This window comes from Mesorhizobium kowhaii (assembly GCF_042431665.1).
GTDB lineage: Bacteria > Pseudomonadota > Alphaproteobacteria > Rhizobiales > Rhizobiaceae > Mesorhizobium > Mesorhizobium kowhaii.
On record NZ_JBHLYT010000006.1, the window covers coordinates 440057 to 462020 of the forward strand.

Below are 21964 nucleotides of genomic sequence, written 5' to 3' on the forward strand. Positions count from 1 at the left end.
CGCAAGTTGCGGAGGGACGCTTTTCAAGGGTTACGTGAGCCGCCTCATTGTGTCCGCGGCCCCGCGGCAGGCGGTCCGAACCAGGCGGTCAGCGCCTCAGTTAGGCCCAGATGGGTTAAGTCCCCCACCCAGGCTACATATCCGTCCGGTCGGATCAACACGGCGGCCGGCGCGGTGACTGGACCAAGGACCGGAAGCTCCCAGGTACCAGCATACCCAGCGTCGATCTGCCGGACCCGATCCGCCCACGGAGCGATGTCGAAGTCGCCAAGTTCTCCGAAGTTGAGGAGCACCGACCGGGCGTGGTGCAGCAGGGTAAAGACCCGCAGCGGGCCGTTGGCGGTGAGCAAGTCGAGGTCGGGCATGCGCCGCCCCAGCAGAGGATGCCCTTCGCCGAGGTCGTAATGAACGCCCAGACCGGACATCTCCGCGGCGATTCGTCTGCGAGGCTCATCCATACCAAGCAGCTCGGAAACGATATCGCCCATGGCCTTGCTGCGGTCGTCCGTGCGACGAAGCGCGACCTGCGCCATGGTGTTGTGCAACACGCGGGCGGCGACCGGATGGCGCTCGGCGTGATAGGTATCGAGGAGGATTTCCGGCGATGTCCGCTTGACCACCTGGGCCAGCTTCCATCCCAGGTTCACCGCATCCTGCACACCGATGTTGAGCCCCTGCCCGCCGACGGGAGGATGCACATGCGCGGCATCGCCGGCCAACAGGACGCGTCTGTCGCGGTAAGTCGCAGCCTGTCGCGTCATGTCGGTGAACCGCGAGATCCAGGTGGGCCTGTGGACCCCAAAGTCAGTACCGTAGACGGCAACCAGCGCCTCGCTGAGATCGCGTAGCGTGGGTTCGCCGCCGGTCTCCAGTTGCTGCTCGGTCAGCACGACGCGCACTGTCCCGCCCTCCCCAATCTTGCCCAATCCATGAGTTCCGAAGGCGTTGTTGTGAAAGCCCCACGGCGGCTCCTCCGACATCTCGACCTCTGCGATCATCCAGCTCATCGTCGGATCCCACCCGGCGAAGTCGATGCCCGCTGCTTTGCGGATGACACTGCGTCCTCCGTCGCAGCCGACGAGATATTCGGCCGCTAAATGTTGGCCGTCGGACAGCTCGACGCCGACGCCGCTATCATCCTGCGCGAAACCCGTGACGTCCAGGCCGCGATAGATCGGCACCGCCAGTTCGCCGACCCAGTCGGCCAGTATGCGCTCGATGTGGTTCTGCCACAGCCCGAGCACGTAGTTGTGCCGCGTTGGAAAATCGCTGATGTCCAGCGGGACCATGTGGAAGCGCACAGCCTGCGTCACCTGTCCTCGCGACAGGAACCGGTCGGCGATCCCACGCTGATCGAGAACCTCGATGGTGCGGGCATGCAGGCCGCCCGCGCGCGCGCCAACAAGCTCCTGGTTGTCGCGCCGCTCGACAATGGCGACGTCAACGCCCGCCAGCGCCAGTTCACCCGCCAGCATCAACCCCGTCGGGCCGCCTCCGGCGATCACCACCGCATGATCGGTCATTACAGGCACTCCCGTCCCGTACCTTTGGTTAGGCCGACGGTTTTACGGGAGGAGCCGGGTCTTGCCGCAAGCCCCTTGTGCGCCATATGTATTCCGTGCCTTGGCACGGAGCTCTGATGTTCTGTCTGGAGAAGGGGGCCGGTCGGCGTTTGGCAGCGGTACGAGGAGGCCACTATGTGCCAGCGCCGGCCGGCCGACCCCACGGACCCAGGAGATGCGGCGGACCTGAGCATCATGGGGTATTTCTAGGGATCGAGCCGGATGTCTGTCCTCGTGCCGGCTTCGTCTTGGCCTGCACACTTGCGCAAGAGCTTATGAAAATCAACCATTTCTTAACCAAAGCTCGGGAATCGCTTGGATTAAGGTAAACGGGTAACCCTGTCGGGTTGACTGGATAATCGGGGCTGGACGGTCACGCCGCCTTGGCGACGACGCGGTTGCGGCCGCCGCTCTTGGCTTCGTAGAGCGCGAGGTCGGCGCGTTTCATCAGCGCCGCCACCGTATCCATCCCCTTTAGCACCGACGACACGCCGACGCTGACCGTGACTTCGATCGTCTTGCCGTCCGGGCCGATGGCAAAAGGCGCCTGGGCGATTTCGGCGCGAATGCGTTCTGCCACCTTCTCGGCCACCGAACCCTCAGTGTCCGGCATCACCACGACGAACTCCTCGCCGCCAAAGCGGCAGGCAAGGTCGATACCGCGGACGTTCTTGCGCAGCCGTCGCGCAAATTCCCGCAACACCTCGTCGCCGCCGTCATGGCCGTGCGCGTCGTTGATCGACTTGAAACGGTCGAGATCGGTGATCATCACCGACAGCGGCCGCCGCCGCGCCACGGCGCGATCGAACAGCGTCTGCAGATGGCTGTCGAGATAGCGGCGGTTGTGCAGCCCTGTCAGCCCGTCGGTCACCGCCATTTCGATGGTTTGGGTGACGCTGGCGCGCAGCTGGTCGTTGTAGCGCTTGCGGCGCACCTGGGTGCGCAACCGTGCCGTCAGTTCCTGCTGGTCGATCGGCCGCATCAGATAGTCGTTGATGCCGAGCTCGAGGCCACGGATGATGCGCTCCTCCTCGCCCGCCTCCGCGAGCAGGATGATCGGGACGAAACGGGTGCGGTCGAGAGACCGCAACTGCGAACAGAGCCGGAGCGGATCGAAATTGGCAAAGGCCGTCGAGATCATCACGCATTCGTAGGACGTCTCGGCGGCCTGGAAGAAGCCGGCATGCGGATCGCTTGTGACGTCGAGGTCGGCGCGGTCGCGCAGCATCTTCTGGATGCGCTCGACCGAGGATGTGCGCTCGTCGATCAAAAGCACTTTCGGCGCCGTGTCCTCGGAGGCGAAATTGCGGCTCAGCAGTTCTTCGATGCCGATGTTACGCGTCGTCGAGGCGCGCAGCCGCAACTCATCGGTCAGCGACTTCAGCCGGACCAGGCTCTTGACGCGCGTCATCAGTTGCAGGTCGTTGACCGGCTTGGTCAGGAAGTCGTCGGCGCCGGCTTCGAGCCCGCGCACGCGGTCGGAGACCTGGTCGAGCGCGGTGATCATCACCACCGGAATGTGCGACGTTGCCGGGTCGCTCTTCAGCCGCCGGCAGACCTCGAACCCGTCCATGTCGGGCATCATCACGTCGAGCAGCACGACATCGACCTTGCCATTCTCGCAGGTCTCGATGGCATCCGGCCCGTTGGTGGCGGTCAGCACCTCGAAATATTCGGCCAGCAGCCGGACCTCCAGCAGCCGCACATTGGCAGGGATGTCGTCGACGACGAGGATCCGTGCAGTCATTTCACAAGGCTCCGGCTCGGCTGAAAGGGCACATTACGCATCGCCCAAATAGGATTTGATGGTTTCGATGAAACGCGGCACCGAGATCGGCTTGGAGATATAGGCCTCGCAGCCACCCTGGCGGATGCGTTCCTCGTCACCCTTCATTGCGAAGGCGGTGACCGCGATGACCGGGATGACGTGCAGCTCGTCGTCCTCCTTCAGCCATTTGGTCACCTCCAGCCCCGACACTTCAGGCAACTGGATATCCATCAGGATGAGATCCGGCCGGTGCTGGCGCGCCAGATCGAGCGCTTCCAGACCGTTGCGGGTGCGCACGGTCTCGTAGCCGCTCGCTTCGATGAGGTCCCGAAAGAGCTTCATGTTGAGCTCATTGTCCTCGACGATCATGACCTTCTTCGGCATCGATATCCCGTCCCGGCCGTCCTTCCGCTCGAAGGCGACCGTCATGCGTCCATCTCAAGACGCACCAAACCCTGCTTCACTCTACGGCAATATGATTGACGAAACGGAAATCCGTGGGGCAAAAAGCTGTCTGGATTCCACCTCGGGCGCCGCTCTAATGGCTTGCCGCAAGCATCTCTTGCCATTACTGCGGGAGAGACTCATTCCACACACCGAAGGTAGTGATGGCAAACGCAGCGTCAATGCGCGAAGAAGCGGAAAACATTGCCGTGAAGGCCCTGGGCTTCGTCGCTTCCGATCCGGAACTGTTGCCGCGCTTTCTGGCGATCACCGGCATCGAGGCGCATTCGATCCGCAAGGCCGCCGGCGAACCGGGATTCCTGGCCGGTGTCCTGCAGTTCATTCTCGCCCACGAGCCGACGCTGTTGCGCTTTGCCGAGGAAACCGGCACGCCACCGGCAGCGGTCGGCAAGGCCTTGCGGGCGCTGCCGCTGGGCGACGACGACCATGAGCATTCCATATGAGCGATGATCCCGAAACCGCGCGCCAGATCGAGGAACTGGCGGCCGATAACCGTCCGCTGCTGGTGCTCGACGTCGACGATGTGGTGCTCGAATTCATCCGCCCCTTCCCGAATTTCCTCAAGGCGCGCGGTTTCGGCCTGACGCTGGCCTCGTTCCGCCTGACCGGCAACATCGCCGAAACGGCAAGCGGCCGCCTGATCGAACAGCCCGAAGTCACAGCACTTCTGGGCGATTTCTTTGATGCCCAAGCCGACTGGCAGAGCATCACTGACGGCGCCGCGGATGCCTTGGCGGGACTGGGCGATCGCGCCGAGATCATTTTGCTGACGGCCATGCCGCACAAGCACCGTGCCGTGCGTCGCGCCCATCTCGATGCCCTCGGGCTGAGCTACCCGCTTCTGACCACTGAAATGGCCAAGGGACCGGCAGTGGCCAGGCTGCGCGGCAAGACCGGCCGGCCAGTGGTCTTCGTCGACGATCAGCCGCACAATCTGGCGTCGGTGCGGATATCCGTCGCCGACGCCAGTCTGTTCCATCTGATGGCCGACAATTCGCTGCGCGCATTCCTGCCGCCGGTGCCGGACGACATCATCGTCGTGCAGGATTGGCACGAAGCCGCGCCGAAGATTGCGACCGCGCTGGGGCTCTGAAAGCTAGCCTATCAAGGGCTAAGTTTCGCGCCCGCCCCGCCGTTGGCATTTCCGCCGCTGTCGTCCCCGCTGTCATCGTCGCCGCTGTCACCATCATCGACGCTGTCGTCCACGGCCGGATCGGCCGGCTTGACCATGACGCCGTTGACAATAACCGAACCGTCGGCCTTGGCGTTGACGACCCATTCGATGCGTCCATCGGGCAGCGTCTTGCCAAAACCCTTCACCATGAGAGCGGCAGGTACGTATTGCGCCACCTCCGGTTCCGACTTTGCCGCAGTCTGCAGGCCCTCGACGAGCTTGTCGAAGCCGGTGACGTCGACGGTCACGCTTGCCTCCGGCTTCTCGCCGGGGAAGGTCATCTCGCCTTCCAGAGCGATCTCCGTATCCTTGTTCTTCACGGTGCTGTGGCCGATGACGACCTTCGGCGTTTTGGCCATGAAGTCGGCTTTGAGCTTGTCGCCGAAATCAGCCGACAGCGGCGGATCCTGATTGAGATCAAAGGCTTCGATCGCCTTCTTCGCCATGCTGTCGAGATCGATGTTGGCGCCGCCGAAGTTCAGGTCGACATCGGTGGGCAGCAGCGCCACGCTCCAGCTTGGCAGAAGCTGTTGCGGCACGGTCAGCCCCGACGCCTTGATGGCATAGGTGATCTTGCCGTTCTGGGCGACGCCGTCGGACCCGAACGCAGTGCTGAGCTGCGTCGCGCCGAAATTGCCGACCGGGCTTTCCACTGTGAAATCCTTGAAGCCGTAGGTCCCCTCGACATGCTCCCAAACCGGCAAGGCTGCGAGCAGAAGCGATTTGAGTTGCGCCTGGTTTGCCTTCAGCGTCGCCTCGTCTTCATTGGCCACGACAAATGCCAGGAGATCGAGCAGCGGCTTTGTCCGCACCCCCGTGCCGCTGGCCTCGACCGACAGTTCCGGCGATTTGACGTTGACCGGGAATTTCAGCCCGCTTTCGGGATCGTCGAAATTGATCGTTTCGACGAAATCAGACACCTTTTGCGAGGTTGTGAAATCGACGCCGCCGGTCGCGGACTTGGTCGCCGCGATCGTCGCAGTACCGGCGCCGGTGCTCGCTTCCATGTGCTGCTTGGCATCCTTCGATGCCATCGTCATGCCGGCCATCGAGCTGGTGCCGCTGGTGAAGGCCGCCAGGTTGGGGTCATAGACGCCCGAACCCTTGCCGTCCTTGATCGAAAACTGCGTGCTTTGCAGACCCTCAGGCCCGTTGAACTCGAAGGAGGCGCTCTGCGAAAAATCCATCGAGACATCCCAGGATCCGTCGCTGCGCGGCTTGACCATCAGGGCGTCTAATTTCAGCAGCTTCTGATCGAGCAATGATGCGGCAAGCGCCTTGAAATCAAACGCGATCTTGTAGGCGTCGCCCTCGAGCGAAACCTTCAGAATGCCTTTGTCGAGCGCCTGTTTGCCGACATAGCGGGACAGGTCCTCCGACAATTGCTTCGCGCCCTGGCTGTCGACGGTCTGGCCGAAAGCAGGCGCGCTCAATGCAAGAAGGAAAACGAATGGCAGGGCACGGTTCACGCGAATTCTCCGTTTGACCTAATGCATGTCGCCCAAAAGTGGGCCCCGTTTTGGGAGAACGACATGCATAAAAACAAAAACCTAAAGCGCATGCGCCTTTAGAAGGAACGCCTCGTTCGTCTGGTATGAAATTACCGCTGCAACCGCAAGGTAAGATCAACAACGCTGCCAAGGCGGAAAGGGTGGTTATAGCACAAGCCGCATCAACGGCCTGCCGGCCTTGCGCTCGACAAGCCGCTCGAAACCGGCCTTCTCGAAGACCCGCGACGAGCCGACGAACAGGCCGATCGAACGCGAATCCCGGGACAGGTCTATTGGGCAGGCCTCGACCAGCCGGGCACCGTTCCTGCGGGCGAAATCGACACCCCCTTCGACCAGGCGATGCGTGATACCCCTGCCGCGCGCCTTGGTGCGGATGAAGAAACAGGAGATCGCCCAGACGGCCGGATCCATGGCGTCAGCGGGATCGACGGGTGCCGAGCCCCTGCCCTGATTGTTCCATTCGGGCACGTCGGCGCGGGGTCCGATCTGCATCCAGCCGACCGCCTTGCCGTCTTCGAATGCCAGCAGGCCAGGCGGCGGGCCGGCTTCAATGCGCGCCTTGATGTGGTCCTTGTTGCGTTCCCGGCTGCTTTCGCGGCGCACCGCCGGCGCCAGCCGGAAATGCGTGCACCAGCAGCCATAACAGGCGCCCTGCTTGCCGAAGAGGTCCTCGAAATCCGCCCAGAGTTCGGGCGCCAGCGGCGCTATGGTCGTGCTCATGAGTTCTCCCCAGGCCAGCCTTGTCGCAGGCCCTGCACTGTCGTACCATTGCTTCTGTTCTCTTTATGTTCGCAGCGATGGCGGCCCCTGTCAACAATCCCGATCACGGTTTTTGCCGCGACTGCCTGACGTTTCAGCGCAGCCAGACGCGCCGCTGCGAACGCTGCGGCAGCCCCCGGCTGGCGCGCCATCCCGAGCTCTACCGGCTGCATCTGGCCCATATCGATTGCGACGCCTTCTATGCGGCGATCGAAAAGCGCGACAACCCGGCGCTCAAGGACAAGCCGTTGATCATCGGCGGCGGCAAGCGCGGCGTCGTCTCCACCGCTTGCTACATCGCCCGCATCCAGGGCGTGCGCTCGGCAATGCCGATGTTCAAGGCGCTCGAAGCCTGTCCCGAGGCGGTCGTCATCAGCCCCAATATGGAAAAATACGTACGCGTCGGCCGCGAGGTGCGCGCCATGATGCAGGCGCTGACGCCGCTGGTCGAGCCGCTGTCGATCGACGAGGCATTTCTCGACCTCGCCGGCACCGAACGGCTGCACGGTCTGCCGCCGGCAGTGGTGCTCGCGCGCTTCGCGCTGGCGGTCGAGAAGGAGATCGGCATCACTGTTTCGGCCGGCCTGTCCTACTGCAAGTTCCTCGCCAAGATAGCGTCGGATTTCCGCAAGCCGCGGGGCTTCTCGGTCATCGGCGAGGCCGAGGCGGTCGGCTTCCTGGCAGTGCAGCCGGTGACCATGATCTGGGGTGTTGGCAAGGCGTTCAACGCCACGCTGGAGCGCGACGGTATCCGCACCATCGGTCAGCTGCAGCAGATGGATCGTGGCGACCTTATGCGCCGTTACGGCACGATGGGCGACCGGCTCTACCACCTTTCGCGCGGCGAGGACGTCCGCCGCGTCGATCCCGACCAGGATGCCAAGAGCGTATCGGCCGAAACCACCTTCGACACCGACATCGCCTCGCTCGATGAGCTCGTCGCGGTGCTGAGGGGGCTTTCGGAGAAGGTCTCGGCACGACTGAAGAAGTCCGGCATCGCCGGGCGCACCGTGGTGCTGAAGCTGAAGACCCAGGATTTCAAGCTGCGCACGCGCAACCGCCAGCTCGGCGACCCGACCCGGCTCGCCGATCGCATCTTTCAGACCGGGGTGGAGCTTCTGCGCAAGGAAACCGACGGCACGAAATATCGGCTGCTCGGCATCGGCGTCAGCGACCTCTCGGACGACGACAAGGCCGACCCGCCCGATCTGGTCGACGTCCAGTCGCGCAAGCGCGCCATGGCCGAAGGCGCCATCGATGCCCTGCGCGACAAGTTCGGCCGCAGGGCGGTGGAAACCGGCTATACATTCGGCAAGGGCCGCGACGCCCACCCGCCGGAGCCTCTCGAGGACTGACCTTGCTGGCCTTGCATATCGGGTGTGTTGAGATTCAGGTCAGGCCGAGCCGAGAATGGTGGTTTCCGAGAACCGGAGCGGAGCGTACTTAAAGTACGTGAGCACCGGAAGCGCAGGAAATCACCGTTCGCAGGCCGGCATCACCTGAATATCAACATACCCTGTCAGGTGCGCTGCAGATCGATCCGGCTCGTCACCACGCTCTTGCCGGTTTTAGGGTCGGTGTCGGTGACCGTCAGCCGGATGCCGTTCTCGCCCCTCTTCTCGACCGTCATCCGCGCCTTTCGATCACCGTTGACCTCCTTGGCCCAGCCAATGCCGAGATTGATCGCGTTGCCGGAGCGGCTGCCATTCAGCTGTGCCGGCCCGGTGCGTGACCCGACATAGATGCCGTTGTACTTCGCACCTGTGACCTTCAAGTTGGCGCTGATGGCCCGCGTTACCAAGACGAGACCGCGGCAATTGCCATCCAGCGAGAGTGAGGTTGAGGTCGCATTCGACTTGAAGCTGCAGGATACACTAGCGTTCGGCACATCGGTGGTCACCTGGACAGTACCCTTGCCAGCGAAATTGCCATTGAACGACTGGAGAAACTTGGCCTCATCGGCATGTGCGGTGCCTGCTGCAAACAACAGACAGCCGGCAAGCGCGAACTGCGCGAATGGTTTCATGAAACTCTCCTTGTCGATGTTGCAAAGGCAGTTCCGCAGATAGAATATCGGGACTCAACGCCCGTTGCCGTATCAGGTTCCGCCTCGAACAGGACGTTCCGCAACATCCACCCGTTACGGCTGGCCCAGAAGAATGCAGCGGCTAGCGATTGCGGCAATGGCCCCGGCCTGCGAGATAGCGGGCATGGTACCTACCCCCTCCATCCCCAAGGCCGCGTTCTGGATGGCGCTGTCCATTGCCTCGTTCCTGGCGATGTCGGTCGCCGGCCGCGCCACGACAGCCGAACTCAACGTCTTCCAGGTACTGGAACTGCGCTCGGTGATCGGCTTTTTCATCCTTCTGCCGCTGGTGATGATGAGCGGTGGCTTTGCAGCCATGCGCACGCAGCGCCCCGTCGCCCACATCGCCCGCAACGTCATCCATTATACCGGCCAGGCGGCCTGGCTCTACGCGCTGACGCTGATCCCGCTGGCCGTGCTGATCTCGATCGAATTCACCACACCGATCTGGACGGCTATCCTGGCGGTGACTTTTCTTGGCGAAAGGCTGTCCCGGCCACGGCTTGCAGCGATCGTGCTGGGGCTGATCGGCGTCGTGATCATCGTGCGCCCCGGTGTCGGCGCCGTCGATCCGGGACATCTCGTCGTGCTCGGTGCCGCCGTCTGTTTCGGCGTATCGCTGGTGCTGGTCAAGTCGCTGACGCGCACGGACAGCGTCGTGCGCATCATCTTCTGGATGCTGATCATCCAGTCGGCACTCGGCCTCATCCCGGCGCTCTATGAGTGGCGCAACCCGCCGCTGGAGCTGTGGCCCTGGATCCTGCTGATCGCCTTCACTGGCATGTCGTCGCATTTCTGCATGGCCCGTGCGCTTGCCTATGCCGATGCCACCGTCATTTCGCCGATGGATTTCCTGCGCGTGCCGCTGTCGGCGCTGATCGGCTGGCTGCTCTATCAGGAGCAGATCGACGCCTTCACCGCCGGCGGCGCACTGCTGATCCTGATGGGCAATCTGCTCAATCTGCAGCGAAAAGCGCCACAACCGGCGAAGATCGCCGCGTCCTAGACCATGATCCGCTCTGGTAGAGATTGAGTCTAAGAGAATTTCGTGCCCTGATTGGAGGTTGCCGCCTACTAGCTGGGGCGGTGGGATGAGACACTCCTGGAAGATGGTGCAACGATGCCTCTTATGATCGTCGCTGTTTTGCTGATATCGGTGCTGGTAGCCACCGGCGAAGCGAAAGCCGAAGCGGGAACGCATCTTCTCGAGTCGGAGAATCCTATGGCTTCCTACTATAGCCCGACGGTTGTGGCCGACTATTCTGCGTCCATGGCGCATTATCGAACAAGCTTGAGCGCGCATTCCAGGAATGATGGCCTTGTCGGCGATTTCGTTTCCTCGTTGCGCATTCCATGGACCTGGCGTTCCGATGACGGAAGCACGGTTCGGCGCGTCGGGAACAGCTTGTTCTTGCTCACCGAGGGCGATTGCCTGAGCCGAATGTGCCGCGAGATATCCTGCCGACAGACGGAGTGGCCGGTGTTCGACTGCCGCGATGGCCATAAGCGCAAGATGGCAGCTCCCGGCCTGTCGGGCATCAGCTTCGGCGGCATCAACTACAGCCAGATAGGCGGCCCGCAGTTTTGAGCCTCCGGATCGTGGTGCCACGCGGCGGCCGTTCGGGTTAATCTCTCGATTCTGGCGGGATGAACTCCAGCCCGTCAATTGCCGTCGTCGGGTATGTTGAGGAGGTGACCGCAGGCCTTGCAATGGACGGCGTCGGGCTCGTGTCGCTGCAGCCCGCATTGCGGACAGGGAAAGAATACCTTGGTGGGACGGAACAGCGCCTGCGCCAGCCTGACGAACAGCGAAATGCCGATGATCATGGTGGCGATCGCCGTCAACTTGCCTGCTATCCCGGGCAGGACGATGTCGCCGAAGCCGGTCGTGGTCACGGTGGCGACGGTGAAATAGAGCGCGTCGATGTAGCCTTCCAGACCTGCCGCGGTGCGGAAGAAGAAGGTGTAGACAAAGCCGGTGATGACAAACAGGAAGGTCAAGAGATTGATGACCGCCTGGCTCGCCTCGCGCCATTTCTTGACGCCGCGCATCTCGAAATGCCGCCACAGCGAACCGCTACGCGACAGCGACCAGAGCCGCAGGATGCGCAGGAAACCGAGATTGGCGAGTGCCGTCGGCATCAGCAGCGTCAAGAGGATGAAGGCATCGACCCACGATGTCGGCTGCTTCATCAGCCGCAGCATGTCGTTGGAAGCGAGCAACCGGGCAATCATGTCGACGGCGACCAGTGCCGCCACCGCATAGTCGAGCCAGAGGAATGACGGCGTGTCCTGAAGAACCGGCGTCGCGATGAAGAAAGCAATGATGGCGAGGTCGATGACGACAGCCACCAGCTGGAACCGGAAAGCCGCCGGGGTGCGTCCGTGATAGAGCTTGCGCAGCCTATCGCGCAGCTGCGCCATTGCTGACCTGTCTGGCAATCCGTCCTTGTCCGCCGCATTCATGATTGCGGTGGCGTTCGCGGCAAAAGCCGCCCGGCGGACTGCCGCCAGCCCGCAAGAGCAGGGGTCACACCAGCTCCACTTCGACCACGCCCGGCACGGCACGCATCGCCGAGGCGATCTGCGGCGAGATCCGGTAGCGATTGGGCAGTTCGATCTCGATTTCCCCCTCGCCATCTTCCTTGATCAGCACGAAGCTGACCTGGCCTTCGCCCCTCACCGAAAGCTGGCCGGCCAGCGTGCCGATCGGCGCCGCATTGCGTACGAAAATGCGCAATGCTTTCTGGATGCGGCTTGCCTCGTCCTCCAGCGACTGCACCGTCTGGATGCGCAAATTGACGCCTTCCGGCCTGTCCTCGGCCGCGACGGTGATGACGACGGAACGGCCGGGCTCGAGCAGGTCGCGATACTGCGCCAGGCCTTCGGAAAACAGCACGGCTTCATACTGGCCGGACGTGTCGGAAAACGCGACGACGCCCATCTTGTTGCCGGTGCGCGTCTTGCGCTCCTGCTTGGTGGTGACCGTGCCGGCCAGCCGTCCGGCGGCAGCGCCGCGCTTGACGGCCGCCGAAAACTCAGCCCAGTTCTGCACCCGCATCTTCTGCAAGGCCGCTTTGTACTCGTCGAGCGGATGGGCGGAGAGGTAGAAGCCGACCACCTGGAATTCACGGTGCAGCCGGTCGGCGGCAAGCCATGGATCCGTCGCCGGCAGATTGAGCGCCTGCGACTGGGCGCCGAGCGAGGCGCCGAAGATATCGTGCTGGCCGGAGACCGCGTTCTGCTGCGCCAGCGACGCCAGCCCCATCATGCGCTCGACGCCTGCCATCATCGAAGCACGGTCATGGCCAAAGCAATCGAGCGCGCCGGCCATGATCAGGCTTTCGAAGACGCGCTTGCCGACAATCTTGGGATCGACCCTCTCGCAGAAATCGGCGAGGTTCTTGAACGGCTTTTCGCCACGCTGGGCAACGATATGTTCGACCGCCGCGTCGCCGACGCCTTTGAGCGCGGCCAGCGAATAATAGATGCGGTTTTCACCGACTTCGAAGGGACGAAAGCTTGATATCACCGACGGCGCCAGAACCTCGATGCCGAGGCGCAATGCATCCTGGCGGAAATCGGCAAGCTTGTCGGTGTTGCCCATGTCGAGCGTCATCGACGCCGCCAGGAACTCGACCGGATAATGCGCCTTGAGATAGGCGGTCTGGTACGAGACCACGGCGTAGGCGGCGGCGTGCGACTTGTTGAAACCATAGTCGGCGAACTTGGCCAGAAGGTCGAAAATGAAGTCGGCTTGCGGCTTGCCGACGCCGCGCTCGACCGCGCCCGAGACGAAGCGCTCGCGCTGCTTATCCATCTCGGCGCGGATCTTCTTGCCCATGGCGCGGCGCAACAGATCGGCTTCGCCGAGCGAATAACCGGCAAGCTCCTGCGCGATCTGCATCACCTGTTCCTGGTAGACGATGACGCCTTGCGTCTCCTTCACCAGATGGTCGATCTTGGGATGGATCGACGCCATCTCCTCCTCGCCATGCTTTCTGGCGTTGTAGGTCGGGATGTTCTCCATCGGCCCCGGCCGGTAGAGCGCGACCAGCGCGATGATGTCCTCGATGCAGTCGGGCCGCATGCCGATCAGCGCCTTGCGCATACCAGCACTTTCCACCTGGAACACACCGACCACCTCGCCGCGCGACAGCATGGCGTAGGTCTCGGGATCGTCGAGCGGGATCGTCGCCAGGTCGATTTCGATGCCACGGCGGCGGATCAGTTTGACCGCTGTTTCGAGCACGGTCAGCGTCTTCAGGCCAAGAAAGTCGAACTTCACCAGCCCGGCCTGTTCGACATATTTCATGTTGAACTGGGTGACCGGCATGTCCGAGCGCGGATCGCGGTACATCGGCACCAGCTCCGACAGCGGCCGGTCGCCGATGACGATGCCGGCGGCATGGGTCGAGGCGTGGCGATAAAGGCCCTCCAGCTTCTGTGCCATGTCGAGCAGCGTCTGGACGATCGGTTCCTTCTCGGCCTCTTCGGCAAAGCGCGGCTCGTTGGCGATGGCGTCGGCGAGCTTGACCGGATTGGCCGGGTTCTGCGGCACCATCTTGGAGAGCTTGTCGACCTGGCCGTAGGGCATCTGCAGCACGCGGCCGACGTCGCGCAGCACGGCGCGGGCCTGCAGCGTACCGAAGGTGATGATCTGGCCGACCTGGTCGCGACCGTACTTCTGCTGAACGTAGCGGATCACCTCCTCGCGGCGATCCTGGCAGAAGTCGATGTCGAAGTCGGGCATCGATACGCGGTCTGGGTTGAGGAAGCGCTCGAACAGCAGGGAGAAGCGCAGGGGATCAATGTCGGTGATGGTCGTCGAATAGGCGACCAGCGAGCCTGCGCCCGAACCACGGCCCGGCCCGACCGGAATGCCTTGCGCCTTGGCCCATTTGATGAAGTCGGCAACGATCAGGAAGTAGCCGGGAAACTTCATCTTGGTGATGATGCCAAGCTCGAAATTCAACCGCTCGCGATATTGCTCGACCGTGTAGCCTGGTGTCGGGCCGTGCGCGGCCAGCCGCGCGTTGAGCCCCTCATGCGCCTGGCGGGCCAGCTCGTCGGCTTCCGCCTGCACGGCGGCATCATTGTCGGCGACGTCGCCGCCGGTGAAGCGCGGCAGGATCGGGTTGCGATTCTTCGGATAGTAGGAACAGCGCAGCGCGATCTCGACCGTGTTGTCGATCGCCTCCGGCAGGTCGGCGAACAGCCTGGCCATATCGGCCTGGCTGCGCAGGAAATTGTCCGGCGACAGCCGGCGGCGGTTGTCGGCGGCTACGACCGAGCCCTCGGCAATGGCGATCAGCGCGTCATGCGCGTCATAATCGTCACGCGCCGAGAAGAACGCCTCGTTGGTGGCAACCAGCGGCAGTTCATGGGCATAGGCGAGATCGATCGAGGATTTCTCGATCATGCGATCATAACCGGAAACCCGGTCCAGCTCGACATAGAGTCGGTCGCCGAACATCGTCTTGAGGGTCAAAAGCCGTGCCTCGGCCAGATCGCGGCGATCTTCCTTGAGCGCAATACCGATCGGGCCGCGCGGCCCACCACTGAGGCAGATCAGCCCGTTACAATAGCCTTGCATCATTTCGGTGGTCAGGTGCACCGCCTCGCCGGGCGGTGTTTCCAGATAGACGCGGCTGACCAGCCTGACCAGATTGGAATAGCCGGCCTCGGTCGCGGCGATCAGGACCACCGGCCGCATGTCCGGACCTTGCCGCCTGCGGTCGCGCTGGCCGTCGCTGTTCTCGCCGGAAAAGGCGAGCGCGACCTGGCAGCCGATGATCGGCTGGATGCCGTCCTTTACCGCCTTCTGCGCAAATTCCAGCGCGCCGAACAGATTGTTGGTGTCGGTGACCGCAATCGCCGGGGCTTCGTCCTTGACCGCGTGAGCCACCACCTTGCCGATCTGCAAGGCGCCTTCCAGCAGCGAATAGGCTGAATGCACGCGCAGATGGACGAAGGGCCGCGCCGGCGCCTCAGGCCGCGCAGCCGCTATCGCGGCTTCGCGCATCAGGGGATCGCGTGGAAGTTTTTCGTCGGCCATAATGCTGCGTGAAGGTCCTGAGTCGATGGAGATGTATTGTCCGGGACCCGGCGATGCCAGTCCAGCAGAAACGATCGCCGACCACAGGCTTGCCGTACCCTGCCTGGCTCGCCTTACGCAAACTCCATGATCACCGCATCGACCGCCAGGCTGTCACCCGGCTTGGCGTTGAGTTTCGCCACGATAAGATCGCGTTCGGCGCGCAGCACGTTTTCCATCTTCATCGCCTCGACGACGGCCAGCGTCTCACCGGCCTTGACCTCCTGGCCCTCGGCAACGGCGATCGACACGACAAGGCCGGGCATCGGGCAAAGCAGCAGGTTCGACGTGTCCGGCGCCACTTTCTCCGGCATCAGCCTTTCCAGCTCGGCGGTGCGTGGCAGCATGGCGCGCGCGGTCACCGACATGCCCTTCCAGGCGATGCGAAAGCCATTGGCAACCGGCCTGATCTGAGCGACGACCTTGTGCGTGCCGATCGTGCCACGCCAGATCAGGTCGCCCGGCCGCCAGTCGGAGGCAACGGTCAGCGCCTCGCCGCCCTCGATCGACAGATCGATTTCCATCGGAATGGAAATCATGCCTTCGAGGATGGACGCCGACAGATAATCTTCACCGATCTTCACCACCCAGTCGCGCTTCAGCGCCCCCGAATGCGGCGCCAGGCGCCCGCCCAGCCGGTCGAGCCGGTCGCGGCGCAGCAGTTCCACCGCGGTCGCAATCGACGCCAGCACGGCTTTCTCATCGTTGTTCGGTACGACAGGCGCAAAGCCCTCGGGATATTCCTCTGCGATGAAACCGGTCGATATCAGCCCTTCCCGCCAGCGCGGATGCTGCATCAAGGCAGCCAGGAACGGAATGTTGTGCTCGATGCCGTCGACAACAAAGCTGTCGAGCGCTTCCGACATGGCGTCGATGGCTGCGAGCCGTGTCGGCGCCCAGGTGCACAGCTTGGCGAGCATCGGATCATAGAACATCGAAATCTCGGAGCCTTCGGTAACGCCGGTGTCGTTGCGGATGACGACATCGCCGAATTGTCCTTCCTCCGGCGGCCGGTAGCGCGTCAGCCGGCCGATCGAAGGCAGGAAATTGCGGTACGGATCCTCGGCATAGAGCCGGCTTTCCACCGCCCAGCCGTTCAGCTTCACATCGCTTTGCTTCAAGGCGAGTTTTTCGCCGGCGGCGACGCGGATCATCTGTTCGACCAGGTCGATGCCGGTGACGAGCTCCGTCACCGGGTGCTCGACCTGCAATCGTGTATTCATTTCAAGGAAATAGAAGTTCTTGTCCTTGTCGACGATGAACTCCACTGTGCCGGCGCTCTGATAGTCCACCGCCCTGGCCAGCGCCACCGACTGCTCGCCCATGGCTTTGCGTGTCCTGGCGTCGAGGAACGGCGATGGCGCCTCTTCGGCGACCTTCTGGTTGCGGCGCTGGATCGAGCATTCGCGCTCGCCGAGATAGAGGGCGTTGCCATGCGCATCGGCCAGCACCTGGATTTCGATATGACGCGGATCGACGACGAACTTCTCGATGAAGACGCGGTCGTCACCGAACGAGCTCTTGGCTTCCGAGCGCGCCCGGTCGAAGCCGTCGCGCACTTCCGACTGGCTCCAGGCGATGCGCATGCCCTTGCCGCCGCCGCCGGCCGAGGCCTTGATCATCACGGGATAGCCGATCTCGCCGGCGATCTTTTCGGCATGGTCGGCATTCTCGATGACGCCGAGCCAGCCGGGCACGGTGGAAACCTTGGCGGCGTTGGCGAATTTCTTCGATTCGATCTTATCGCCCATCGCCTTGATCGCCCTGGGCTTCGGGCCGATGAAGATGATGCCTTCCGCTTCCAGCGCCTCGCAGAAGGCCGCCCGCTCGGACAGAAAGCCGTAACCGGGATGCACCGCCTGCGCACCCGTCTCCTTGCAGGCGGCGATGATCTTCTCCGGCACGAGATAGCTCTGCGCGGCGGGCGAAGGCCCGATATGCACCGCCTCATCGGCCATCTCGACATGCACGGCATCGCGATCGGCATCGGAATAAACCGCGACCGTGGAGATGCCCATCTTGCGCGCCGTCTTGATGACACGGCAGGCAATCTCGCCACGATTGGCGATCAGGATTTTGGTGAACATGCGGAATGTCATCCCTCGGGTCGGCCGTTCCTTTTATGGCCTGTGCTGGCGCGGTCAAGCCGGCCGGGTCAATCGCGACCTTTCAATCGATTTGGGATTAGAATTCTTCGTATTGGCCCAAGCCTGGAACCAGCTAGCGGTTGATCGCCAAGGCAAAACCTGAAAGCGTGCGCAAAAATCGCCTTTGGAGGAATTGCCCGATGAAAACCCGCGCCGCTGTCGCTGTCGCCGCCGGAAAGCCGCTGGAGATTCTGGAGGTCGACCTCGACGGCCCGCGCGATGGCGAGGTGCTGGTCGAGATCAAGGCGACCGGCATCTGCCACACCGACGAGTTCACGCTTTCGGGCGCCGATCCGGAGGGTCTGTTTCCGGCCATTCTCGGTCATGAAGGCGCCGGCGTCGTCGTCGATGTCGGCAAGGGCGTCACTAGCGTCAAGAAGGGCGACCACGTCATCCCGCTCTACACGCCCGAATGCCGCCAGTGCCCGTCCTGCCTGTCCAGAAAGACCAATCTGTGCACGGCGATCCGCGCCACGCAGGGCCAGGGCCTGATGCCGGACGGTTCGTCGCGCTTCTCGATCGGCAAGGACAAGATTTTTCACTATATGGGCTGCTCGACCTTCTCCAACTTCACCGTGCTGCCCGAGATCGCGCTGGCCAAGGTCAATCCCGACGCCCCCTTCGACAAGATCTGCTACATCGGCTGTGGGGTGACGACCGGCATCGGTGCGGTCATCAACACCGCCAAGGTCGAGCAAGGGGCGACTGCCGTCGTGTTCGGCCTCGGCGGCATCGGCCTCAACGTCATCCAGGGCCTGAAGCTTGCCGGCGCCGACATGATCATCGGCGTTGATCTCAACAACGACAAGAAGGCCTGGGGCGAAAAGTTCGGCATGACGCATTTCGTCAATCCGAAGGAGATCGAGGGCGACATCGTCCCGCACCTCGTCAACATGACCAAGCGCGGCGCCGACCAGATCGGTGGCGCCGATTACACATTCGACTGCACCGGCAGCACCAAGGTGATGCGTCAGGCGCTGGAAGCCTCGCATCGCGGCTGGGGCAAATCGGTCGTCATCGGCGTTGCCGGTGCCGGCCAGGAGATCTCGACACGGCCATTCCAGCTCGTCACCGGGCGTACCTGGATGGGCACCGCCTTCGGCGGCGCGCGGGGCCGCACCGATGTGCCGAAGATTGTCGACTGGTACATGGACGGCAAGATCCAGATCGATCCGATGATCACCCACACGCTGAAGCTGGAGGACATCAACAAGGGCTTCGACCTCATGCATGAGGGCAAGTCGATCCGAAGCGTCGTCGTTTACTGAGGAGAAGAAAGCCGCCGACCGAAGGGCCAGCGACTGAAGTTGCGCAGGGTTCAACAAGGGAGGAATAAATGCCGGAAAAACTGCATCCTAAAATCGACAATGGACTGCCTAAGGAAAGCGCCAGCTTTGCCGGCGGGACGCTGGTCTGCGCCTGCCCCAGCAAGCCGGTGAAGGTGAAGGTCAAGGGCCAGATCGCCCACAACCATGCTTGCGGCTGCACCAAATGCTGGAAGCCGGAGGGCACGCTGTTCTCGGTCGTTGCCGTGGCCGGCACCGCGGACGTCACCGTCACCGAGAACGGCGACAAGCTCAAAGTGGTCGACCCCAGCGCGCTGATCCAGCGCCATGCCTGCACCGGCTGCGGCGTCCACATGCACGGGCCGGTCGAGCGCGACCATCCGTTCAAGGGCCTGTCCTTCATCCACCCCGAGCGCTTCGAGGAGGACGGCTGGTCGCCGCCGGGCTTCACCGCCTTTGTCTCGTCGATCATCGAATCCGGTGTCGACCCGAAGCGTATGGACGGCATCCGTGCGCAGCTGAAGACAATCGGATTGGAGCCCTATGACTGCCTCAATCCCGGCCTGATGGATTATATCGCGACCTGGACCGCGAAGAAGTCCGGCGCCTTGCCGGCTTGATCAGTTGCGGGCCGGTCCTTCCAGGCCGGCCCGCACCAACGGCCCGAAAGCTTGCAACGTCATGGTCACGATCCACATCAGATTTCGCGACTGGCAAGCGTCCGGTATCCACCGTATTCGCAACTTCGGCGAAGACCTCTGGCGAACATTTCGCGACAACAAGCGCGTCAGCATCGATCTCGGCGAAATCGATAGATGTGTCGACGAAATCACGTTCAGCGCCCGAGGGTCCCATGTAAGAAGAGCGGTGAAGGAAGCCGAGGTGGTGATGCGCGAACACATGGTCGACAAGGAATCCGAGATCGTGGTCGAAGACGGCACCGCGCAAGCATGAGTGAACTCCCCGCCATCCTCGTCGACGCCGACGCCTGCCCCGTGAAAGCCGAGGTCGAAAAGGTCGCCGAGCGCCATGGCGTCGTCGTCACCTATGTCTCCAATGGCGGCCTGCGACCATCGCGCGATCCGATGATCCGCAATGTCGTGGTGTCGAAGGGCGCCGACGCCGCCGACGACTGGATCGTCGATAATGCGCGGACCAACGACATCGTGATCACCGCAGACATTCCGCTGGCCGCCCGCGCGGTGGCGCTCGGCGCCCATGTGCTCGGGCCCACCGGGCGCCCGTTCACACCGGAGACGATCGGCATGGCGGTGGCGATGCGCGATCTCAAGCAGCATCTGCGCGAGACCGGCGAAAGCAAGGGCTACAATGCCAGCTTTGCGCCGCAGGACCGTTCGCGGTTTCTCGGCGAACTCGACCGCATCTTGCGGCGGGCGCTCAAATCCGCCACACCGCAGTAGAAACCGAGCGCCATCCAAGGTTGGAACGCCATGGCTGACGAAACCCCAATGAAGAAACCCATGCAGCGCCACATGCTGTTCGCGGTGTCGGCCTGCTTCGGCGTTTTGGCGCTCCTCACGGCGTTGCTGCTGCACGCCCCGCTTGCCTATTCGATTGGCGCCAACGCATTCTTTGCCGCCTACGTCATTCTCGTCGTCGCTCAGATGCCGAAGTTCACCGGCAGGTACCTGAGCAAGAATGCGCGCGCCACCGACCAGCCGGTGCTGGTCATCTTCGCCGTCACGCTTGTTGTCGTCGGCTTTGCCACCTTCTCGTTGTTTCAACTGATCAACCAGAAAGACAGCGCTCACCCTGTCGAGCTTGGCTTCGCGCTTTTATCGATCCCGCTCGGCTGGTTCACCCTCCATGCCATGGCGGCGCTCCACTATGCCCATGTCTATTGGATGGACGGCGATGCGGTCGACGCCGAAACCAAGAAGAAAATCCCGGTCGGCGGACTGCTGTTCCCCGGCGACAAGCGGCCGGAAGGCTGGGATTTCCTCTACTTCTCGACCGTCATCGGCATGACCGCGCAGACCGCCGACACCAACATCTCGACGACCCATATGCGTTGTGTCGTGCTAGTTCATTCTATCCTGTCGTTTTTCTTCAACACGGTCATCGTCGCTGCGGCCGTCAATCTCGCCGTTAGCCTGGGCAGCCCATAATAATTCCGTGATCGGATGAAACATCGGTTTGGTTGGCAACGTATCAGGAGGACAATGAGCGCGCACGCCACGCCGCGAGGCCGGGAGACGAGACAAGATGGAATCGGTTGCCAGAAGCCAACCCACCGCCGGGGCGGACACTGCCGCGCCGAAGGATGAGACGCTGATCTACCGCCAGTCGCGCTGGACGCGGCTGACGCACTGGATCTGGGCCATCTCGCTGTTCTTCATGCTGCTTTCCGGCCTGCAGATCTTCAACGCCCGCCCGCAGCTCTATATCGGCAAGCAGTCGGGCTTCGACTACAACAACACCATCTTCGCCATCGGCGCCGAGAACACCGACGCCGGTGCGCGTGGCTACACCGAAATCTTCGGGCATCGCTTCGACACCACAGGCGTGCTCGGCTGGTCGGGGCCGGCAGGCCAGGAAACGGCGCGCGGCTTCCCGTCATGGGCGACCATCCCGTCCTACTATGATCTGGGCACCGCTCGCGTCATCCATTTCTTCTTTGCCTGGATACTGACCACAACCTTGATCGTCTGGCTGGTCGCCAGCGCTGTGAACGGCCATCTGCGCCGCGATCTCGCGCCGCGCCTCGACGATCTCAAGCGACTGCCGCAAGACATCATCGACCACGCCAAGCTCAAATTTCACCACACGCGGGAATACAACACGCTGCAGAAGATGGCCTATGGCGGCGTGCTGTTCGTGCTGCTGCCGCTGATGATCATCACCGGCCTGGCGATGTCGCCCAGCATGAACTCGGTGCTGCCGTTCCTCAACGATCTGCTCGGTGGCCGGCAGACGGCACGCACCATCCATTTCACCGTGATGCTGCTGCTGGTCGCCTTCTTCGTCGTCCACATCCTGATGATCCTCGCCGCCGGTCCGATCAACGAACTGCGCTCGATCATCACCGGCTGGTACCGCACCGATCCTCCCGCACAGGACGACAATTCCACCGAGAGGAGCGCGTGAC

Annotated in this window: 20 protein-coding genes; 11 read left to right on the forward strand and 9 right to left on the reverse strand. The window is 62.7% G+C overall.

Features of this window, described 5'->3' with window-relative positions:
* Nucleotides 1–44 precede the first annotated feature (44 nt).
* The 3 genes from ACFFNA_RS08030 to ACFFNA_RS08040 all read right to left on the reverse strand — a co-directional run bounded on the left by ACFFNA_RS08030 (nucleotide 45) and on the right by ACFFNA_RS08040 (nucleotide 3759).
* Entirely contained in the window at nucleotides 45–1523 is a 1479-nt protein-coding gene (locus ACFFNA_RS08030; RefSeq protein WP_378917217.1) for an FAD-dependent monooxygenase, read from the reverse strand.
* 412 nt (nucleotides 1524–1935) lie between these two features.
* The gene (locus tag ACFFNA_RS08035) at nucleotides 1936–3309 is read right to left on the reverse strand and encodes a PleD family two-component system response regulator (protein WP_378917219.1); all 1374 of its coding nucleotides are present in this window, start codon (nucleotides 3307–3309) and stop codon (nucleotides 1936–1938) included.
* 33 nt (nucleotides 3310–3342) lie between these two features.
* Entirely contained in the window at nucleotides 3343–3759 is a 417-nt protein-coding gene (locus ACFFNA_RS08040) for a response regulator (protein ID WP_281004968.1), read from the reverse strand.
* Nucleotides 3760–3938: 179 nt separating this feature from the next.
* On the opposite strand from ACFFNA_RS08040, the gene ACFFNA_RS08045 reads away from it, so the two are divergent.
* Both ACFFNA_RS08045 and ACFFNA_RS08050 read left to right on the forward strand, forming a co-directional pair.
* On the forward strand, nucleotides 3939–4238 hold the full coding sequence (locus tag ACFFNA_RS08045) for a DUF3572 domain-containing protein (protein WP_378917221.1): 300 nt from the start codon (nucleotides 3939–3941) through the stop codon (nucleotides 4236–4238).
* Complete coding sequence (locus ACFFNA_RS08050; protein WP_378917223.1) at nucleotides 4235–4888, forward strand: hypothetical protein; 654 nt, start codon at nucleotides 4235–4237, stop codon at nucleotides 4886–4888. Before ACFFNA_RS08045 ends, ACFFNA_RS08050 begins: the two co-directional genes overlap by 4 nt.
* A gap of 11 nt (nucleotides 4889–4899) precedes the next feature.
* Here the strand turns inward: ACFFNA_RS08050 and ACFFNA_RS08055 are convergent, their stop codons facing one another.
* Both ACFFNA_RS08055 and ACFFNA_RS08060 read right to left on the reverse strand, forming a co-directional pair.
* Nucleotides 4900–6438 (reverse strand): hypothetical protein, encoded by a 1539-nt coding sequence (locus ACFFNA_RS08055; RefSeq protein ID WP_378917225.1) that lies wholly within the window; start codon nucleotides 6436–6438, stop codon nucleotides 4900–4902.
* Between the two features lie 186 nt (nucleotides 6439–6624).
* Nucleotides 6625–7200, reverse strand: coding sequence for a GNAT family N-acetyltransferase (locus ACFFNA_RS08060; protein WP_378917227.1), 576 nt, complete (start codon nucleotides 7198–7200; stop codon nucleotides 6625–6627).
* Nucleotides 7201–7265: 65 nt separating this feature from the next.
* Between ACFFNA_RS08060 and ACFFNA_RS08065 the strand changes: the two genes are divergently transcribed.
* Nucleotides 7266–8594 (forward strand): DNA polymerase IV, encoded by a 1329-nt coding sequence (locus ACFFNA_RS08065; protein WP_378917229.1) that lies wholly within the window; start codon nucleotides 7266–7268, stop codon nucleotides 8592–8594.
* Nucleotides 8595–8758: 164 nt separating this feature from the next.
* On the opposite strand, the gene ACFFNA_RS08070 is transcribed toward ACFFNA_RS08065, so the two are convergent.
* Complete coding sequence (locus ACFFNA_RS08070) at nucleotides 8759–9265, reverse strand: hypothetical protein (RefSeq protein WP_111546375.1); 507 nt, start codon at nucleotides 9263–9265, stop codon at nucleotides 8759–8761.
* 184 nt (nucleotides 9266–9449) lie between these two features.
* Here ACFFNA_RS08070 and ACFFNA_RS08075 point away from each other — a divergent pair, with 184 nt between their 5' ends.
* Both ACFFNA_RS08075 and ACFFNA_RS08080 read left to right on the forward strand, forming a co-directional pair.
* Nucleotides 9450–10331 (forward strand): DMT family transporter, encoded by an 882-nt coding sequence (locus ACFFNA_RS08075; protein WP_378917231.1) that lies wholly within the window; start codon nucleotides 9450–9452, stop codon nucleotides 10329–10331.
* A gap of 216 nt (nucleotides 10332–10547) precedes the next feature.
* The gene (locus tag ACFFNA_RS08080) at nucleotides 10548–10913 is read left to right on the forward strand and encodes a hypothetical protein (protein WP_378917233.1); all 366 of its coding nucleotides are present in this window, start codon (nucleotides 10548–10550) and stop codon (nucleotides 10911–10913) included.
* Between the two features lie 74 nt (nucleotides 10914–10987).
* On the opposite strand, the gene ACFFNA_RS08085 is transcribed toward ACFFNA_RS08080, so the two are convergent.
* The 3 genes from ACFFNA_RS08085 to ACFFNA_RS08095 all read right to left on the reverse strand — a co-directional run bounded on the left by ACFFNA_RS08085 (nucleotide 10988) and on the right by ACFFNA_RS08095 (nucleotide 17509).
* Nucleotides 10988–11791 carry a potassium channel family protein gene (locus ACFFNA_RS08085; protein WP_378917234.1) on the reverse strand — a complete coding sequence of 268 codons (804 nt, stop codon included), beginning with the start codon at nucleotides 11789–11791 and terminating at the stop codon, nucleotides 10988–10990.
* Nucleotides 11792–11855: 64 nt separating this feature from the next.
* Nucleotides 11856–15350, reverse strand: coding sequence for a DNA polymerase III subunit alpha (gene dnaE / locus ACFFNA_RS08090; RefSeq protein ID WP_378917236.1), 3495 nt, complete (start codon nucleotides 15348–15350; stop codon nucleotides 11856–11858).
* A 146-nt stretch (nucleotides 15351–15496) separates the two neighbouring features.
* On the reverse strand, nucleotides 15497–17509 hold the full coding sequence (locus tag ACFFNA_RS08095) for an acetyl-CoA carboxylase biotin carboxylase subunit (RefSeq protein WP_378917238.1): 2013 nt from the start codon (nucleotides 17507–17509) through the stop codon (nucleotides 15497–15499).
* Nucleotides 17510–17709: 200 nt separating this feature from the next.
* Between ACFFNA_RS08095 and ACFFNA_RS08100 the strand changes: the two genes are divergently transcribed.
* The 6 genes from ACFFNA_RS08100 to ACFFNA_RS08125 all read left to right on the forward strand — a co-directional run bounded on the left by ACFFNA_RS08100 (nucleotide 17710) and on the right by ACFFNA_RS08125 (nucleotide 21963).
* Nucleotides 17710–18837, forward strand: a complete 1128-nt coding sequence (locus ACFFNA_RS08100) for an S-(hydroxymethyl)glutathione dehydrogenase/class III alcohol dehydrogenase (RefSeq protein ID WP_378917240.1) — start codon at nucleotides 17710–17712, stop codon at nucleotides 18835–18837.
* Nucleotides 18838–18905: 68 nt separating this feature from the next.
* Nucleotides 18906–19475, forward strand: a complete 570-nt coding sequence (gfa, locus tag ACFFNA_RS08105; protein WP_378917242.1) for an S-(hydroxymethyl)glutathione synthase — start codon at nucleotides 18906–18908, stop codon at nucleotides 19473–19475.
* Nucleotides 19476–19536: 61 nt separating this feature from the next.
* Complete coding sequence (locus ACFFNA_RS08110) at nucleotides 19537–19809, forward strand: hypothetical protein (RefSeq protein WP_378917244.1); 273 nt, start codon at nucleotides 19537–19539, stop codon at nucleotides 19807–19809.
* On the forward strand, nucleotides 19806–20276 hold the full coding sequence (locus ACFFNA_RS08115) for a YaiI/YqxD family protein (protein ID WP_111546367.1): 471 nt from the start codon (nucleotides 19806–19808) through the stop codon (nucleotides 20274–20276). Before ACFFNA_RS08110 ends, ACFFNA_RS08115 begins: the two co-directional genes overlap by 4 nt.
* Before the next feature lie 30 nt (nucleotides 20277–20306).
* Nucleotides 20307–20984 (forward strand): DUF1345 domain-containing protein, encoded by a 678-nt coding sequence (locus ACFFNA_RS08120; RefSeq protein WP_378917246.1) that lies wholly within the window; start codon nucleotides 20307–20309, stop codon nucleotides 20982–20984.
* 97 nt (nucleotides 20985–21081) lie between these two features.
* On the forward strand, nucleotides 21082–21963 hold the full coding sequence (locus ACFFNA_RS08125) for a cytochrome b/b6 domain-containing protein (protein ID WP_378917247.1): 882 nt from the start codon (nucleotides 21082–21084) through the stop codon (nucleotides 21961–21963).
* Nucleotide 21964: the final 1 nt, after the last annotated feature.